Origin of the sequence: Paenibacillus plantarum (assembly GCF_013141695.1) — a bacterium.
Lineage (GTDB): Bacteria > Bacillota > Bacilli > Paenibacillales > NBRC-103111 > Paenibacillus_E > Paenibacillus_E plantarum.
This window is the reverse complement of record NZ_WHNY01000062.1, coordinates 64,214-81,431: the sequence shown is the minus strand read 5'-3', so window position 1 is coordinate 81,431 and position 17,218 is coordinate 64,214. Positions and strand designations below refer to the sequence as shown.

Sequence of the window (17,218 nt, the reverse complement as noted above, 5' to 3'; positions counted from 1 at the left end):
AAGATCTATCATTTTCCTAAAAGGATGGGGATTTCCGATGATGAAACGAAGATTACCAGGTTTAACATTCGCTCTGACTGCTGTATTGGCTTTGGCAGGCTGCGCCAACGGTAGCTCTAGTGCTCCTGCTGCGACAACGGCAGCCACAACTTCCGCAACGGCTGGGGCTACTCAGGCACCGGTTTCTAAAGACCCGGTTACCTTACGTATGACCTATTGGGCAGGTTCGCAGCTGACGGTAGACCGAAATAATGCCGTCGTGCAGTTGTTCCAGAAGGCTTATCCAAATATTAAAGTTGAGGCCGAATATTATGCAGGCGATGCCTATTGGGACAAAATGAGCGTGCTCGCCGCATCGAATAATTTACCAGACGTGATCCGGATGGACTATTCGAAAATTACGAATTTCGTCAACAAAAATTTATTATTGCCGCTAGACGACTACATGAAGGACAAAACGATCAATCTGGAAGGCGTCAATCCGATTCATAATGCTGGCGGCCGTTTCAACGACAAGCAGTATGGTATCAACATCGGCAATAATGCACTGGTTATGTTCTATAACCCGGAGTTGCTTGAGAAAGCTGGCGTCAAGCCGCCTGGGGACAATTATACGTGGGAGCAATACGAGAAGGATTTACGTACTTTCAAAGATAAGCTAGGTATTTTCGGCGATACGCACCTGACCCAATCCCACTTCAGCGTCTGGCTTCGCCAGCATAATAAGTCGCTTTTTAGCAAGGGACAAGATGCGCTTGGTTATGAGGATGATCAACTCTTTGTTGATTTCTTTAAACAACAGCTTCGTTGGCAAAAGGATGGGCTCGTTACACCGCTCGGCACAGAGCTTGAGGTAAAGAGCTTGGAGGACGGTCCTTTTACGAAGGGGCAGACAGCATTCGGCGGTTTTGCGTATTGGAGCAATCACGTCGATATCATGGAAAAACAATTGAAGAAGAATGTCGGGTTAGCACCGTATCCGGGCGACGGCAAAGGCATGTATATTAAACCGTCCTTCTTCCATTCCATTTCCAAATCGTCAAAGCATCCGAAAGAGGCTGCGCTCTTCATTGATTTCTACACGAATAACATTGAAGCAGCCAAATCACTTAATGCTTACTTTGGCATGCCGTATAACCCTAAAGTCATTCAAGGTATCCAGGATACGTTCACGGAAACACAAAAACGCGTCGTCACCTACTTAACCAATGTGGAGAAATATGCCTCAGCCATTGATGCTCCGGAGCCTGCGGCTGGTGCGGAAGTGAACAAAGTATACAAAAACATTAGCGACGAAATTTTGTTTGAGAAAACCACGCCGGAAGAAGGCGCTAAGCGATTCCGTAAAGAAGCGAATGCGATTCTTGCAAAAGGGAAGTAACAGCAGAGCGATGAAGGGATGCGCAGGGAGGAAGTTAAACTTACTCCCTGCTGTTACGCTCTGTAAGAAGAGGGGGGAAAGTTAGTATGGTGCAACCTGCGCGAGGAAGGAAGCTGCGGGATTATAACAATGCTGCGGGTTACGCGTTCATTTCGCCTTGGCTGATTGGATTCATCCTGTTTTCCGTCGCACCGATGATCGTATCGCTTGTGCTCGCATTTACCCAATACGATATATTATCTCCGCCGGAATGGGTCGGGCTTCGTAATTTCAAGGAGATGTTCACGGAAGATCCGCGGTATTGGAAGTCGGTGACAGCGACACTCCTGTTCGTGTTTATTGCTGTTCCATTACGGCTGCTGTTCGCTCTTGCTGTGGCTCTGCTGTTAAATACGAACTTGAAGTTTCCTGCCTTGTTTCGCTCCGCATTTTATTTGCCAACTTTGATTGGCGGAAGTGTTGCGGTCGCGGTTATGTGGCGTCAACTATTCGGCGCACACGGCGCAGTGAATTCGCTGCTGACAGCGGCGACAGGTCATGCGTTTCAAACCTCATGGATCACGCAACCATCAACAGCGATATTCTCGCTAGTTTTGCTTGCTGTATGGCAGTTCGGTTCGGCTATGCTCATCTTTCTAGCGGGACTGAAACAGGTACCGAAGGAATTGTATGAGGCGGTAACTGTGGATGGAGCAGGAACATGGCAACGATTTCGCTGGATTACCCTTCCACTATTAACGCCAGTTATTTTTTTTAATTTAGTGATGGGGATTATTAACGGCTTCAAAGTATTTACAGAGGGGATGCTCGTAACTGGTGGAGGACCTTTTGACAAAACGTTGTTTTACGCCTTGTATGTGTATGAGAAATCATTCCGTTATTACGAGATGGGCTATGGGTCAGCCATGTCCTGGGTGCTGCTTACCGTAATCGCCTGTTTCACAGCTGCGCTGTTCGCCACATCCCGAAATTGGGTGCACTATGAAACGAGAGGGGAATAAGTAGGATGCTGATCAAACAACGACAACGCTTGTACGCAATTCTTAGGCATGCTTTCACTTCCATCTTTGCTCTATTCATGATGTACCCACTGCTCTGGATGGTGGCAAGCTCTCTGAAAGATACCAGTGAGATATTCATTCATGCTCATCAATTGATCCCATCCCCATTCAAATTTGCCAATTACACGAACGGGTTTAAAGGATTCGCAGGGATTTCGTTTGTCGTTTTTTTCAAAAACTCAATTATCATCACGTTCTTCTCAGTCATCGGAGCTGTCATTTCATCCCTCTTGACTGCCTATGGTTTTGCCCGAATTCGGTTTCGCGGAGCTGCCATTTGGTTCGCATGCATGATGACGACAATGATGCTGCCGCATGAGGTGCTGACGATTCCGCAATACATTCTGTTTCAGAAGCTCGGATGGATCAATACGTTCAAACCATTAATCATTCCTTCATTTTTCGGCGGTGCCTTTTTCATTTTCCTGCTCATTCAATTTATGCGGGGAATTCCGAAGGAATTAGATGAGTCAGGCAAAATCGATGGATGCGGCGTATTCGGGATTTTGATACGTATCCTCCTTCCGCTGCTGATATCTCCAATTATTACCGTGTCGATTTTTAAGTTTTACTGGACATGGGACGATTTCTTCAGCCCCTTGCTATACCTTAATTCACCCAAGCTTGCCACGGTGGCACTAGCCCTCAAAAGCTTCTCAGATCCCACGATGCAGACCGATTGGGGAGCGCTATTCGCTATGTCAGTTCTGTCGCTCATCCCCATATTGCTCGTATTCGCCTTCTTTCAGAAGTATATGGTCGAAGGGATCAGCACGACGGGACTGAAAGGATAAGCTAGGCTGTTTCACACGAAATTTCATAAAAAAGATCTAAAACCGAATCGACCCTCGTATAAATAGAGGGATTGTTCGGTTTTTAATATTAATTGGAAAATGTAACCATTGACAGCCTATGTGAGTTGTCATATATTTATCACAATTAAACCAAGTGAACCAATAGGGATTGGAGATGTTGACCGTGCAAAACAACTTAGTAAGCGCATTTCAAACGAACTGGGTCAGTTTAGTCGTTTCATTAGTAGTGATTGGATTTATTTATTTTTTGGGTAGAAAGAGAGTCAGTTTCGGTAACCGCGTATTTATCGGTCTAGGATTAGGGATCATCGCGGGGGTCATTTTTAATCAGGCAGGTCTGCAATTTAAAAGTGTTAGCACGATCGGAACGATTTACGTCAATCTGATCAAAATGCTTGTTATGCCGCTGGTATTTATCTTAGTTATTAACAGTATTTCGTCGTTGTCCAGCATGGCTCAACTTCGTAAATTGGGTTTCAAAACGATTGGTTGGTTCCTACTTACAACGGGGATCGCAGCTTTGATCGGTCTTCTAGTGGCATTGGCGATTGATCCAGGTAATGGGATCGCCCAAGCTGTTCCGAAGGATTTTAAAGCCAAAGAAATTCCGACTTTCTCCCAAGTTATTTTGGATCTGGTACCATCCAATCCAATTAGCGACATGGCGAGTGGTAAGGTTGTACCGGTTCTGATCTTCGCGATTTTCGTAGCTGTGGCGATCGTATCCATAGGCTCCAAAAAACCTGAAGCAGTTGCATCCGTGAAGTCTTTCGTTACTTCAGCTGCTGCGGTTATGCACCAAGTTGTTAAGTATGTTATTCGTTTGACACCTTATGGGGTGTACGCGTTGATCGCGGCTATGGCAGGGAAATACGGTTGGGAAACGTTAGAGCCTCTTGCTAAAATCATCCTAACTTCGTACGTCGCACTTATTATTCACTTCGTATTGGTATTTGGTGGTCTTGTACTGCTTGTAGCAAAAGTTAACCCGATCAAGTTCTTCAAAAAGGCATATCCGACGATCGCTGTTGCCTTCACAACACGTAGCAGCTATGCAACATTGCCTGTGAACTTGGAAGTTATTACGAAACGCCTTCGCGTTTCACCGCGTATCGCAAGCTTCGTGGCACCGCTTGGGGCAACGATGAACTTCAACGGATGCGGCGGCGTTTGGCCGGCGGTTGTAGCGATTTTCGTAGCCAAAGTTTATAACCTTCCACTAGGTATTTCTGAGTATCTATTGTTGATCTTAGTAGCTGTCATCTCCTCCATCGGGGTAGCTGGTGTTCCAGGTCCTGCATCCATCTCCACAACGGTTGTATTGACTGCACTTGGTTTGCCGCTTGAAGGTATGGGTCTAGTTCTAGGCGTTGAAGCACTGATCGACATGGGTCGTACAGCTGTTAACGCAACGGGAACAACAGTTACAGCGTTACTTGTAGCTGAATCCGAAGGTGAATTCGACCGCGCTGCGTTCGATCGTGACGAGGAAGAAGAATTGGAATTGGCAACTGCTTAATCGCAGGTGAATAAAAGAAAGACGAGCGACACCGAAGAGGTGTTTGCTCGTCTTTTTGGTTTTTGCTCTAAAACAGCGGGAATACGAACCGGACCAAGAAATACAGCAGTCCGAAAATGATAATGATATACGCTGCATATTTGATAAAGGTTGATGCGACAAGTCCCTTGTCATATTTTTGCTCAATGCGCTTCTGCTCAATGTCCACGCTTTTTGTCGGTTCCATCGTTTTCAGCTCCCTTGATTGGTATGGGGGTTGACCTCTACCAACTACTACCCGTTCGGGTGGAAATTGAATCACCGACTGCTAACCAAAGAACAACTGACATCGATTTCGTATCCGCGAGTCTCAGATATTAGACCTGCATCGCGGCATGCGTACCCGCCAAGCAACACTCCACTTCCAAGTAACGCTTTTCCTCTAAGCGACTTCTCGATCCTAGTACCCGAGGGGTGAACCGAGGAGCTCCCCATCCCAGCTACCCGAGAGGGGCGAGTAGCTCTCCATTCTAGCTGCTTGAGAGGGGGTAGATTAGAAATAGATGGAAAATCTACGTTAAGCTAGCCGATTTTAATCAAAATTACCATTTAGATGGAAAAACTCCAGCTAATTTCACGTCATTCGTCCTTCTCAACGAAGATGTACAAAATTAGCTGGAGAAAATCCAGTTATTCAAAATAAATGGCGTTTTTTGAGCAAAATAGCTGTAGTTTTTCCAGTTAATGAAGCTCAAGAGCATCGGTGGTGGAGTTTCTGTGCAAAAGGAGGTATCACTTAGTGCTGCATCGCGGCATGCGTACCCGCCATATATCCCGTTGAGAAAGCCGCCGTAATGTTATAACCGCCCGTGTAGCCGTGAATGTCGAGGATTTCCCCGCAGAAGTAGAGCCCATTCATGAGCTTGGACTGCATCGTGCTCGGATCCACTTCTTTGAGCTGAATGCCGCCGCCAGTCACGAAAGCTTCTTCCAAAGATAGCGTCCCCTTGACGATAACAGGGAAAGCTTTCATGAGCTTGCACAGCTCCAACCATTTCTGCTTCGGAATGTTGTCATACGTCAGCAGCTCGTCCAGTTCCGACTTCGCGAGCAGAAGCGGAATGAGCCGCTCAGATAGCAGGGACTTGAGCACGTTTTTGATCGCTTTTTTCGCGTCGCTCCTCGCAAGCGCCATGGTCTCGTTGTACACTTCGTCGGCGCTTTGCTCAGGGAACAAATCTACCGTGACGAGCACTTCCTTACGCTCGGATTTGTTCAGTTCCTTCACGACGAACTGGCTGCAGCGCAGCGCAATTGGCCCTGAAAGCCCGAAGTGGGTGAACAGCATATCGCCGCGATGCGCGATGATCGGCTTCCCCTTCGCGTTCAGCACGCTGAGCGTCACGTCGCGCAAGGACAGTCCTTGCAGCTCGCGGCTGCGGATGAAAGGCTCCTTCGAGGTTAACGGAACCTCGGTCGGAAACAGCGGCGTGATCGTATGCCCGCCAGCCTCAGCCCATGCATAACCGTCTCCCGTGGAGCCGGTATGCGGCACCGAGCATCCGCCGGAGGCGACGATCACAGCGCGGCTATTCAGCGTCTCTCCGCCTTGCAGCTGAACGCCGCTCACACGGCCGTCTGCGTACAAAACCTTTTTGACCGGACTGTTGGTCCGGATCTCCACACCCTGGCGCCGCACTTGGCCGATCAACGCGTCGACGACGGTTTTGGCTTTGTCGCTGATGGGAAACATTCGACCATTGTCTTCTTCCTTGAGATGGATGCCGAGATTTTCAAAGAAAGCAATAATATCCTTATTCCCAAAATGGGTGAATGCACTATAAAGGAATCGCCCGTTGCCGGGGATGTGCTTGATCAATTCATCCATGTCTTTGTTGTTCGTCACGTTGCATCTGCCGCCACCGGAAATCCCGAGCTTGCGCCCCAGCTTATCTCCTTTATCGACGAGCAGCACCTTCGCGCCGTCTCTGCTTGCAGCAATACTAGCCATGAGGCCAGCAGAACCGCCGCCAATTACAATTACATCATATGTCATTCCATAAAGCCCCTGCCTCGCGTATTTTCTCATATCATAGCATGTAAAGTGCTAGATATTCAAAAGATACACACAGTACGTGGATAACTTGTTGATAAAATAGCCGATTTCGTGGATAACTGACCTATCGTCTGTGTATAAACATAGGTGAAATGTGGATAACATGCATTTTTTCCTAATTTCATCCACAAACGATCTTCCTTGCAAATCCTTTAGGTGAAACTATCAACATCCTTCTTATGTCCATCGCTAAAATGATATTGATCAACCTGAAGATCCAGCCATCGATGCCCAAGGGAGGTTTCTCGCCCGTAGTAATGAAGCTCATCTTGCTTGGTAAGCACAATCGCTTCACAAGCGTCACTGCGTTTCGCGAGAAGGGACAGGCCGGCTTCTAGCCCAAGTGAGCCTAACAAGCGTGCCCATACGTGGCATGCCACGAGATCATGGCCAGCAACTGTGCATTGCAGCACATCGCTGCTAGCGTCACCATCTCTGTGATCCTCAAGCGGGCTGTACGTAGATAGCGCTCCTTCTGGCATCACAATCGCGCCTAACTTGATGTTTTCTTTCCACGGATTTTGGATCCCGATCATCCATGGCTCCTGCTCAGCACTAGATGAACCCCATACCGTGACATCGCCCTGAGATAGCAAGCGTCCTCGTGAAAGGGATAACGTTTTCTTCAAGTAGTCGCATAATCGTTTCAGGGACCAGCTTTTGTCGAGTCCTTGCAAATGAATATACGTATGCTCCGGCAGCATGACTGATTTGGTCATAGGATTTACCCTCCAGCTTTGCGATGCAGGAGCCGGCATGTGCGTTAGCGATGGTTGTTCTTTATATAGAAGAGGCGTATATTTACCATCTGTAATGGCTTGATACATTTCAGCAAGGAAGAGCACCTCTAGCATCGCGTTGGACACAAGGCAGCTTTCACCGGCTAATGTATTTAAAAGGTTGATTTCACTTTCAGGGAGACTGTGGCTGAATCGCTTCTCTTCACGCCCGAACCATTCGTTGCCGATCTCATGAATTCGCAACTGTTGTCTCTGCTCACCATAGGGAAGAAGAAGTTCAATAGCCGAATCCAGCGTTTGAAAATGAAAGGGGAGGAAGGTGCCTGTCGTCATTGTCATCGGGAATTCCTCTTTTCTGTCAAGTCCTTACTTATTCTGAGATCAGTATATGAGAGATAGCTGAGATTGAATTGACCGTTAGCTGAAAAGTAGCTGAAGATTCTCGAACTTTCAGCTAGCTTTCAGCCGCTGCTCAGATTGCTTTTAGGCAGGATATGGGATACTGATTGTAGAAGTCGTGTACGAATGAATTTCTCGGGGGAGACGATAGCAGATGCGTCAATTAAAAGGGATCAAAATACTACTCGTCGATGACGAGCCGCATATCTTAGAGTTTCTAGAGCTAGGGCTAACGAATGAAGGTTTCGAAGTGATGACGGCACAAGATGGCATTAGTGCGATCACGGCCTGTAATAAATTTCAGCCGCATATCGCGATTCTGGATGTCATGATGCCGGGGATGGACGGTTTCGAGGTATGTCGCATGATCAAGAAGACGGACAATGTCGCGGTCATTATGCTAACAGCCAAAGATGAAATCGATGATCGGGTGAAGGGGCTCACGCTCGGAGCCGATGATTACATGATCAAACCGTTTAGCTTTGAGGAGCTGCTGGCGCGGATCTATGCGCGGATTCGGAACCATTTTCCAAACTTGTTCGGGGAAGTTGTTATTGGACCGCTCCGCATGGACGATCGCCGCAAAGAGATCAGCATGCATGATCGGATCTTAGAACTGTCGCCAACGGAATACGAGTTGCTTAAATTCATGGCCATCAATCACGGTCTCGTGCTGAGCAAGACGATGATTCTGGATAAAGTGTGGGGCTATGATTTTGGCGGCGAGGAAAATATTGTGGAAGTGTACATACGCTCCCTGCGTGACAAGTTAGGAGATAAGGAGCACAAGCTGATTCGCACCATTCGCGGGGCGGGGTATCGGATGGATTTGACATGAAAACGCGCGGTTGGTTCGCTGCTGTCTTGGAGACGAAATCTTTAAAGTTTCAAATTTTATCTCGCACTTTATTGGTCATGTCGGCACTCTTGCTGTTAATCGGCGTGTTTCAATATGTATTCATGCAGCAGTTTATGTTTCAAAATAAAGCAGAGACAATTCGCAACCAACTTGCAGCGCTACCACCTAACGTGTGGCTTCGGGCTGAGCTGGGGGGCGATAAGAATACGAGCCCATTTCTGCCTAGGCAGGATTTCATGCGCAACAATCGGCAGGATAATTTCGGCGAAGGTCCGCGGATTTTCGTACCGGATTTAACGATTGCACTGATTGATGACAAAGGGACGTATAAACTCGTATCCTCGCAAGATGAACAGTCGACGTTGGAGTTGGACAAAGAAGAATATGTGAGAATCCTGCAAAAGCGTACAAAGAAACAGGATCACCTGATCATGAATGACAGCAAAGGGAATGAGCAATTAATTGTGTTTCATCAAATCGGGGGAGGAGAACCAGATCGTTCCCGCGGCTATCAGGGGCTTATTCAAGCAAGCACAAGCACAGCGCCGATTAAGGATGTCCTGCTAAGGCAGCTGCTCACGTTCCTATTTCTATCGATGCTGGCGATGGTCATTGGGTTGCTAGGCTTCCTACCTGTGCTGCGGCGGACACTTGTGCCACTGTCTAATTTGGTAGATACGGTGAAAAGCATTGATTCCGGTAACTTGAATGAACGTTTCCCTGACCATCAAGGGCAGGCGGAGATGGATCGCTTGGCGACTTCCTTCAATAGTATGCTAGAGCGGTTGGAATTTTCTTTTGAGGCGGAAAAGGAAGCGAAGGAGCAGATGCGGCGTTTTGCCGCGGATGCCTCGCATGAGCTTCGGACACCGCTGACCTCCATTCATGGCTTCCTGGAGGTACTGCTGCGCGGGGCGTATCAACAACCCGAACCGCTGTTGAAAGCTTTGAAAAGCATGCACGGTGAATCCGTCCGCATTAATAAATTAGTTGAGGACCTGCTGTTGTTGGCCCGTTTAGACCGAACGCCGTCTTTTCATAAGACGGAGGTAGACATGGACGATGTGCTTCATGAAATGGAGCACCAACTGCGTCTGTTGGCGGGTGAGAGGGCCGTCACCTTCCTCTTGGAACCAGAGACGGTGTGTCATTGCGACCCGGATAAAATCAAGCAGGTCATTCTCAACCTGTTTCACAACGCGGTCCAGCATACGCATCCCGAGACAGGTGAGGTGAGAGTCTCGCTGACGAAAACGGATGCAGGCGTTGAGATCGCAGTACGCGATAATGGCCCAGGGATTGCGCCAGAGCATATCGCGCATTTGTTTGACCGGTTTTACCGCATCGACTCCTCGCGGGCAAGACGCAGCGGCGGAGCGGGCTTAGGCCTCTCGATTACACGCTCCATCGTGGAGCTGCATGGCGGATCCATCCATGTGGAGAGCACCGTCGGTGAGGGAAGCGCGTTTATCGTGCGATTGCCGGGATAGGTAGGGATAGAAGGGGCTGACGCTGAGGCGTTGGCCTCTTTTGGTCTGTTTGGCTTGGTGAGTGGGAAGGTAGGGTGGCTAAAGAAGCCCAGAGTGGGGGGGCATTGCAGGTTCATGCCGAGCATGCAGCCTCAGCGGGGCAATAGATGGATTTCATACAGTTAATTTGGATGAAAATCCTGCCTTTGAGCAAATAGATGGATTTCATGTAGCTAAATTCAGCTGAAGTGGCTGATTTCACTGAAATCGTCAGAAATAGATGGAGGAAATCCAGTTAAAAGTTGATAGTAGGGAATTGGGAGGGAATTAACTGTACTTTTTACAGTTAATGGTTATGGGGGGAATGGGAAGTGGAAGAGAAAGAGAAAGAGAAAGAGAAAGAGAAAGAGAAAGAGAAAGAGAAAGAGAAAGAGGAAGAGGGATTTGAGGAAAGTAGTGAAGTTAAGTGAAGTTAAGTGAAGTGAAGTAGAGAAGAGAAGAGAAGAGAAGAGAAGAGAAGAGAAGAGAAGAGAAGAGAAGAGAAGAGAAGAGTAGAGTAGGCGAGAAGTATTAAGTATGCGGGAACCAACAGTTATCTGTTATACGAAAAAAATTCAGCTACTCTCCGCGCCCCCCACCAGCATAGCATCCAGCTGCACACAGTGATCGCCTTCTACCACAAACTAGCTACTGAAACTCCTCGCATTCATCGACATAGTACTCTAAACGCACACGATTATCGCCTCCCACCTAAAGACTGACTAGCTACTCACCCCCCCCACGCCCCCACCAGCATCGTCTATTCCACACACACACACACACACAAACACCAAAAAAGGCCAACCGCCAAACGGTTGGCCTTTCTGCTTCAACAACTAAGAGACAAGCTTGCGGCTGCGCGGGCGAAGTGCCCATGAAGCCATGACGAGCGCTAGAAACACTAGCGGTTGGGCAGCGAGAGCTAGGCTGTCGCCATTCAACAAATGCGAAGCTGCGGCTCCCGAGAGCTCGAAGAAAAAGCCAGCGTATGCCCATTCTTTCAGACGCGGAAAACGCGGGATCAGGATGGCGATGACGGCCATCAGCTTCCAGAAGCCCAGGATGGTTAAGATATACTCCGGATATCCGAGCCCGCTCAACGTAGCGATTTGCTGCTCCCCATGGGTAATGAAGAAGAATCCGCCGATAACGAAACTGGCAGGTCCTAGGATGGTGGTTACCCAGTAAGCAATTAGCATGTTGCGTTCTTTACGATAAGACATTAGACAGCGTCCCCCTATCTATTTCGGAATTGTGCTCATATGATCCTTATTCTACCATAAAGAATGCCAAAAGCGAACGCTTGTACGTAATATTTTATTGCAATATATTCCATGCCATTTTCAGCCAATTCTCAGATAGCTCTCAACCAACCTTCAGTTTACGCTCAGATGGGTTTCAGGTAAGGGGGCTATACTTGGTTTTGTAAGGGAAACACACACAAATCTAAAGATGAGGTGGAATACATTATGAAAAAAATCAGCAAAAAAATTCTCGCAGGTTCACTAGTAGCATCTTTTGTCATCGGAGTTGGCTTAGTAGGAGCCCTACATAATGAAGCGTTCGCAGATACAGTAGTCGGCAATTCCACGAGCACAGCGGCACCGAAAGCAGGACAGGGCGGTAAAGGCTTTAACGATAAAGGTCGTGGACAAATGGGAGATCGCGGTGGCTTCCGTGGCGGCAACGTGATCAAAGAAACAGCAACGATTCTAGGCGTTGAAGAAAGTGTTGTGCAGGAAGCACTTAAAGCAGATAAAACATTAGCAGCGTTTGCCCTTGAAAAAGGATTATCGAAGGAAGATTACTTGTCCAAGCTCGTTGCAGCAGAAACAGCTAACATTACAGCTGAAGTAACCGCTGGCAAGCTGACCCAAGAGAAGGCAGATGAGAGAATTAAAGGTCTTAGCGACCAGTTAACGAAGCAAATTGATGGCACAGGCTTTAAAGGCGGTTTTCCAGGCGGCGGTAAAGGTCCAGGTCAAATGGGAGATCGCGGTGGCTTCCGTGGCGGCAACGTGATCAAAGAAACGGCAACGATTCTAGGTGTTGAAGAAAGTGTTGTGCAGGAAGCACTTAAAGCAGATAAAACATTAGCAGCTTTTGCCCTTGAAAAAGGATTATCGAAGGAAGACTACTTGTCCAAGCTCGTTGCAGCAGAAACAGCTAACATTACAGCTGAAGTAACCGCTGGGAAGCTGACACAAGAGAAGGCGGATGAGAGAATTAAAGGTCTTAGCGACCAGTTAACGAAGCAAATTGATGGCACAGGCTTTAAGGGCGGTTTTCCAGGCGGCGGTAAAGGAGGCCCAGGAGGCCCTGGCGGATTCGGTCCAGGACATTTCGGTAATCCGGAGGTCATCACGACAATTCTAGGGCTTACCCAAGATGAGTTGAGAACAGAGCTAGAATCCGGTAAATCCCTCGTGGATATCGCAACAGCGAAAGGCATTAGCGAAGATGATTTAATCAGCAAAATTAAAGACGGCATGACGGATTCGATTAAGAAGGCTGTAGAGGAAAAAGGTACGGCTCACCAGCGTCCTGAAGGTGGTCAAGGTCGTCCTAATCGGGATGCATCCAAACAATCAGCAACACCAGCCCCGACAGCTGCCAACTAAGGGGATGTCATACGAAGCTGCTCACCATGTGAGCGGCTTTTTGTGCTTGAGGTGGAAGGTTAGATGCAATTTGGCTAGATAAAGGGTAGTTAAAGTAGCTAAGTCATAACAACTGGAAAACATACAGTTAATTTCGCATGAATTCTCCCTTTCACTCTACTAACTGTAGAAAGTACAGCTAATTTCGGACTATTAGGCGAAAGATGTCAGAAAGTGAAAGATGGAGTATTTCCAGTTATTTAGGAGACGGGGCGAGAAAGGGGGCAGGGGCAGTCTTGGCAGCAGTTGGATGGCGGCAACCAGTAGCAGCATTCGCATTCGTAGCCTTAGCGGTAGGAGCACCGGCACTGTCCTATCCCTGTCCAGGCCCAGGCACCAGCACCGGCCCTATCCCTGGCAGTTGCCCAGTAACAGCCCAAGCTGCGGCATGCAACCCCTCCCCATTTTCAGCAAACACTCAGCTTTCGTTCAACCTACTTTCAGCTTACACTCAGACAGGTTTCAGTCGCCCCTAGTAGACTACATCTTGTGAAGATTGTACGACCTAGGCAACGAGTGTTTAGGTAAACCGTGAGAGGGGTTATGACGGATGAAAGTAGGCAGTAAGAAAAGGTGGCTCATTGTAGCCCTGGCGGCCATCCTGTGTGGGGCAGGTACATACTACTATGTACATAATAATGCGAAGCCAGCAACAGCGGCGACACAACAAACGACAATGAAAGTGACCAAGGGCGCCATTTCGATGGCCGTATCGGGTACCTCCCAATTGGACGCTAAGGATAAGCAAAACATTGTGATCCCGATCGAAGGGATCATCAAAACGATGAATCTAACCCAGAATCAAGCGGTCAAAAAAGGCGATGTGCTCGTCGAACTTTCTGTCCCGTCAACGGAAACGAATCTGAAGGAAGCCCAAGTAACTTTGGGGCAGCTGGAAAGTGATCTAGCGGAGCTAAAGTCTGAACAAGGAAATATGAGCGTATCCTCTCCGATGTCGGGCAAGATTACCTTGAATGCGAATTTCGATGTCGGCAGTCAAGTGAATAAAACGACGAAGATCGGTACGATTTCAGATACAACGCAGTTTAAGGTGAAACTGCCATTTTCACTGCAAGAAGCGGTGCAATTGAAAAAAGGTGACCCCGTGGAGTTAAGCGTGGATGGTTACCTGTTATCGAAGGTTGGTGCTGTCGATACCATCGGTCACGAAATTAGCGCCGACGCGAATGGAAATAAAGTGGTTTTGGTCGATGTACTCGTGGATAACGACGGTACACTTTCGGCAGGCTTGAAGGTCAAAGGCAGCATCGGCAGCGGCACGACCAAGGTAGCGTCATCCGATCAGGCTGCACTCGCGTATGTCCGCACGGCGTCTATTTTCTCCGAAGCCAGCGGTACGGTGAAAACACTGAAATTCAAAGATGGCGATACGATTAAACAAGGCGATCTCATTGTGACCCTTTTTAACGACGACCTCCAAAAGAATATCGTCGCCAAACAATCTGCGATTGAAAGCCAGAAAATCCGTGTCAGCGATGCGCAGCAAAAAGTCGATCAATTGACGATCAAAGCGCCGTTTGATGGCGTGTTCTCGGCGGATTTTGCCAACAGTAAAAATAACGTCCTTCGGAACTACCCGGTTGGCGCGCAAATTAATGCGAACACAACGCTTGGTGCAGTGGCAAGCCTAAGCACGATGCAGCTCGCAATTGCGGTGGATGAGCTCGATCTCACGAGTGTGAAGGTCGGACAGAAGGTTAACGTAAAGGTCGATGCGATCGCAGGGAAAACGTTTACTGGTGAAGTGACTTCTGTATCCAATGTGGGGACAACGACGAATGGCGTGACCACGTATGATGCGGTTGTGGCAATCCCGAATACAGCACAGAACGATTTGAAATATGCGATGACGGCGACGGCTGAAATCCTCATCCAAGATAAGAAGGATATTCTCGTTCTTCCGATTCAAGTGGTGACAACAACAAGAGGCAAGTCGACGGTTACGGTGAAGAAGGCCGATGGTACAACGGAAGAGCGGGAGTTAAAAGTAGGTATTCGCAGCAAAACGCAAGTTGAAGTGCTTGATGGGGTAAAAGAAGGCGAAGAGGTTGTCATGCCAGTACGTAGAGCAACAACCACGACGAACCAGCAACAGCAAGGATTCCCAGGCGGAGGTGCCTTCCCAGGTGGTGCAGGCGGCTTCCAAGGCGGTGCTGGTGGAGCTGGCGGCGGAGGTTTCCAGGGTGGCGGTAATGCTGGCGGTGGCGGAGCGCGTCAATAAGGAGCTAGCCTTGCTCGGAAAGGAGCGAATGGGATGAATATCATTGAGCTTAATGAGATCACGAAGAGTTACACCCGTGGTGCGGAGGAATTGCAGATTTTGCGCGGCATTACCTTGCATATTGCAGAAGGGGATTTTGTCGCCATTATCGGTCCCAGCGGATCGGGGAAATCGACGTTGATGAATACAATTGGGCTGCTAGACAGCCCGACGTCAGGTTCATATACATTGGATGGCGTAGCTACTGAGAAAATGTCAGACAACGGACTTGCTCAACTGCGCAATCGGAAGATTGGTTTCATTTTTCAACAGTTTAACCTGTTGCCAAGGCTGTCAGCGACGGAGAACGTCGAGCTCCCCATGATTTATGCAGGCATACCTGCCAAACAGCGGAGAGAACAAGCCAAACGCATGCTGGAGAAGTTGGGAATGGGTGAGCGTGGACATCACAAACCAAGTGAGCTTTCGGGTGGACAGCAGCAGCGGGTTGCGATTGCACGAGCGTTGGCGATTTCACCTTCGCTCATTCTAGCGGATGAACCGACAGGTGCCCTTGATTCGAAGACAGGCATCGAGGTACTGGCGTTGATCAAAGAGTTAAATCAGCAGGGCAATACGATTGTGTTGATTACCCATGATCATCACATTGCAGACAATGCGAAGCGCGTAGTGGCGCTGCGAGACGGCGAAATCGTCAGTGATACGCGCAATGATGCGTGGTCGGTTGAAGTGCCTAAGTTAGAGGAGGCGCATTCATGAGAATTTGGGAGCTTTTCCAAATGGCGATGAGCACGATTCGTTCTAATCCGTTACGAACGATTCTGACCATGCTAGGCGTTATTATCGGAGTTGCTTCGGTGATTACACTCGTGTCCATCGGTCAAGGGACGTCGAAAGCCATCGAAAAGCAGTACGAAGGTCTGGGGACGAATCTGCTGACCGTTAACCTGATGGGGAACGGGCGCGCCACACAGTTGAATTATGATGAGTTCATGACCCTGGAGGGTACAGCGGGCATCTCGTCGATTGCACCCACAATGACGCAGAACAGCTCCATTAAGTTCGACCGGACAACGGAGAGCTACAATGTGATCGGAACGAATGACCGTTATTTGGAGTTGCAAAAGGGGAAGATGGCCAGCGGACGTTTCCTCGCTCAGGCAGATCTGGATTTCCGCAATCACGTTGCGGTTATCGGGAGTGAAGTGGCGACGAAGTTTTTTGGCAAGGAAGACCCGATCGACGAAGAAATTAATGTGAAGGGCTACATGTACACGATTATCGGTGTTCTTCAAACGAAGGGCTCCAATACGAGCGGAACCTCATTGGATAGCTCCGTGTTAGTGCCGCTGCCGACGATGAGCCGGGATTTCAAGCTAGGCAACATTCGGACCGCCTATGTGGAAGCATCCTCTGGTGATCTCGTCAGCCGTGCACAATTAGCCGTAGAAGCTTACTTATATCAGAAGTTTAAAAGTACAACTGGATACAATATTTTGAACTCATCGGAGCTCATTAGCGCAAGACAAACGGCGTCTAGCACGCTGACCAACCAATTGGTTGCTGTTGCTGCGATTTCCCTGCTTGTAGGCGGGATCGGGATTATGAATATTATGCTCGTCACCGTGAGTGAGCGAACAAGGGAGATCGGGATTCGGAAGTCGATTGGGGCGAAGCGAAGAAATATTTTGCTGCAATTCCTAGTCGAAGCGACCTTGATTAGCGGGATGGGCGGATTGATCGGTCTACTGGTTGGGGTCGCCTTATCACTGGCCTGGCCGTATATCAATCCAAGCCAAGAGACGAGTCTTTCGATCAACGTTGGGCTTTACGCGTTCTTATTCTCAGCACTTGTTGGTGTCATTTTCGGTTTATATCCAGCGAATAAAGCATCAAAATTAAAACCTATCGACGCGCTGCGTTACGATTAGGCAACAGG

General features: G+C 48.4%; 14 protein-coding genes. 10 read left to right on the top strand and 4 right to left on the bottom strand.

All coding sequences use genetic code 11. The features are described 5' to 3' along the window. Window positions 1-37: 37 nt before the first annotated feature. The 4 genes from GC096_RS20810 (at window position 38) to GC096_RS20795 (ending at window position 4,776) form a co-directional block, all read left to right on the top strand. The gene (locus GC096_RS20810) at window positions 38-1,381 is read left to right on the top strand and encodes an ABC transporter substrate-binding protein (RefSeq protein ID WP_171632844.1); all 1,344 of its coding nucleotides are present in this window, start codon (window positions 38-40) and stop codon (window positions 1,379-1,381) included. An 86-nt stretch (window positions 1,382-1,467) separates the two neighbouring features. Beyond that, window positions 1,468-2,382: a carbohydrate ABC transporter permease gene (locus tag GC096_RS20805; RefSeq protein ID WP_171632842.1), complete on the top strand. Its 915-nt coding sequence runs from the start codon at window positions 1,468-1,470 to the stop codon at window positions 2,380-2,382. A 5-nt stretch (window positions 2,383-2,387) separates the two neighbouring features. Further along, window positions 2,388-3,236 (top strand): carbohydrate ABC transporter permease, encoded by an 849-nt coding sequence (locus tag GC096_RS20800; RefSeq protein ID WP_171632841.1) that lies wholly within the window; start codon window positions 2,388-2,390, stop codon window positions 3,234-3,236. 184 nt (window positions 3,237-3,420) lie between these two features. Further along, window positions 3,421-4,776, top strand: coding sequence for a dicarboxylate/amino acid:cation symporter (locus tag GC096_RS20795; RefSeq protein ID WP_171632839.1), 1,356 nt, complete (start codon window positions 3,421-3,423; stop codon window positions 4,774-4,776). 67 nt (window positions 4,777-4,843) lie between these two features. Here the strand turns inward: GC096_RS20795 and GC096_RS20790 are convergent, their stop codons facing one another. From GC096_RS20790 to GC096_RS20780, 3 genes are all read right to left on the bottom strand, one after another. After that, complete coding sequence (locus tag GC096_RS20790; RefSeq protein ID WP_171632838.1) at window positions 4,844-5,002, bottom strand: hypothetical protein; 159 nt, start codon at window positions 5,000-5,002, stop codon at window positions 4,844-4,846. 549 nt (window positions 5,003-5,551) lie between these two features. Continuing rightward, window positions 5,552-6,811, bottom strand: coding sequence for a BaiN/RdsA family NAD(P)/FAD-dependent oxidoreductase (locus GC096_RS20785; RefSeq protein WP_171632836.1), 1,260 nt, complete (start codon window positions 6,809-6,811; stop codon window positions 5,552-5,554). A gap of 212 nt (window positions 6,812-7,023) precedes the next feature. Next, a complete protein-coding gene (locus GC096_RS20780; RefSeq protein ID WP_171632835.1) occupies window positions 7,024-7,950 on the bottom strand; it encodes an FAD:protein FMN transferase in 927 nt (308 codons plus the stop codon). Window positions 7,951-8,164: 214 nt separating this feature from the next. Here GC096_RS20780 and GC096_RS20775 point away from each other — a divergent pair, with 214 nt between their 5' ends. Together GC096_RS20775 and GC096_RS20770 are read left to right on the top strand one after the other, a co-directional pair. Continuing rightward, a complete protein-coding gene (locus tag GC096_RS20775; RefSeq protein ID WP_056610663.1) occupies window positions 8,165-8,848 on the top strand; it encodes a response regulator transcription factor in 684 nt (227 codons plus the stop codon). After that, a complete protein-coding gene (locus GC096_RS20770; protein WP_171632833.1) occupies window positions 8,845-10,359 on the top strand; it encodes a sensor histidine kinase in 1,515 nt (504 codons plus the stop codon). Before GC096_RS20775 ends, GC096_RS20770 begins: the two co-directional genes overlap by 4 nt. An 854-nt stretch (window positions 10,360-11,213) precedes the next feature. Here the strand turns inward: GC096_RS20770 and GC096_RS20765 are convergent. Next, window positions 11,214-11,600, bottom strand: coding sequence for a DoxX family protein (locus tag GC096_RS20765; protein ID WP_171632831.1), 387 nt, complete (start codon window positions 11,598-11,600; stop codon window positions 11,214-11,216). Between the two features lie 246 nt (window positions 11,601-11,846). Here GC096_RS20765 and GC096_RS20760 point away from each other — a divergent pair, with 246 nt between their 5' ends. From GC096_RS20760 to GC096_RS20745, 4 genes are all read left to right on the top strand, one after another. Further along, complete coding sequence (locus GC096_RS20760) at window positions 11,847-12,998, top strand: hypothetical protein (protein WP_171632830.1); 1,152 nt, start codon at window positions 11,847-11,849, stop codon at window positions 12,996-12,998. Between the two features lie 589 nt (window positions 12,999-13,587). Further along, a complete protein-coding gene (locus GC096_RS20755; RefSeq protein WP_171632828.1) occupies window positions 13,588-15,279 on the top strand; it encodes a permuted SH3 domain-containing protein in 1,692 nt (563 codons plus the stop codon). Window positions 15,280-15,312: 33 nt separating this feature from the next. Then, on the top strand, window positions 15,313-16,038 hold the full coding sequence (locus tag GC096_RS20750) for an ABC transporter ATP-binding protein (RefSeq protein ID WP_216626202.1): 726 nt from the start codon (window positions 15,313-15,315) through the stop codon (window positions 16,036-16,038). Then, window positions 16,035-17,210 (top strand): ABC transporter permease, encoded by a 1,176-nt coding sequence (locus tag GC096_RS20745; protein WP_171632826.1) that lies wholly within the window; start codon window positions 16,035-16,037, stop codon window positions 17,208-17,210. The genes GC096_RS20750 and GC096_RS20745 overlap by 4 nt, the downstream gene beginning before the upstream one ends. Window positions 17,211-17,218 lie beyond the last annotated feature (8 nt).

Coding starts and splice junctions, on each gene's coding strand:
- GC096_RS20810 (WP_171632844.1), top strand. CDS start 38: ATGATGAAACGAAGATTACCAGGTTTAACATTCGCTCTGACTGCTGTA.
- GC096_RS20805 (WP_171632842.1), top strand. CDS start 1,468: ATGGTGCAACCTGCGCGAGGAAGGAAGCTGCGGGATTATAACAATGCT.
- GC096_RS20800 (WP_171632841.1), top strand. CDS start 2,388: ATGCTGATCAAACAACGACAACGCTTGTACGCAATTCTTAGGCATGCT.
- GC096_RS20790 (WP_171632838.1), bottom strand. CDS start 5,002: ATGGAACCGACAAAAAGCGTGGACATTGAGCAGAAGCGCATTGAGCAA.
- GC096_RS20785 (WP_171632836.1), bottom strand. CDS start 6,811: ATGACATATGATGTAATTGTAATTGGCGGCGGTTCTGCTGGCCTCATG.
- GC096_RS20780 (WP_171632835.1), bottom strand. CDS start 7,950: ATGACAATGACGACAGGCACCTTCCTCCCCTTTCATTTTCAAACGCTG.
- GC096_RS20775 (WP_056610663.1), top strand. CDS start 8,165: ATGCGTCAATTAAAAGGGATCAAAATACTACTCGTCGATGACGAGCCG.
- GC096_RS20770 (WP_171632833.1), top strand. CDS start 8,845: ATGAAAACGCGCGGTTGGTTCGCTGCTGTCTTGGAGACGAAATCTTTA.
- GC096_RS20765 (WP_171632831.1), bottom strand. CDS start 11,600: ATGTCTTATCGTAAAGAACGCAACATGCTAATTGCTTACTGGGTAACC.
- GC096_RS20760 (WP_171632830.1), top strand. CDS start 11,847: ATGAAAAAAATCAGCAAAAAAATTCTCGCAGGTTCACTAGTAGCATCT.
- GC096_RS20755 (WP_171632828.1), top strand. CDS start 13,588: ATGAAAGTAGGCAGTAAGAAAAGGTGGCTCATTGTAGCCCTGGCGGCC.
- GC096_RS20750 (WP_216626202.1), top strand. CDS start 15,313: ATGAATATCATTGAGCTTAATGAGATCACGAAGAGTTACACCCGTGGT.
- GC096_RS20745 (WP_171632826.1), top strand. CDS start 16,035: ATGAGAATTTGGGAGCTTTTCCAAATGGCGATGAGCACGATTCGTTCT.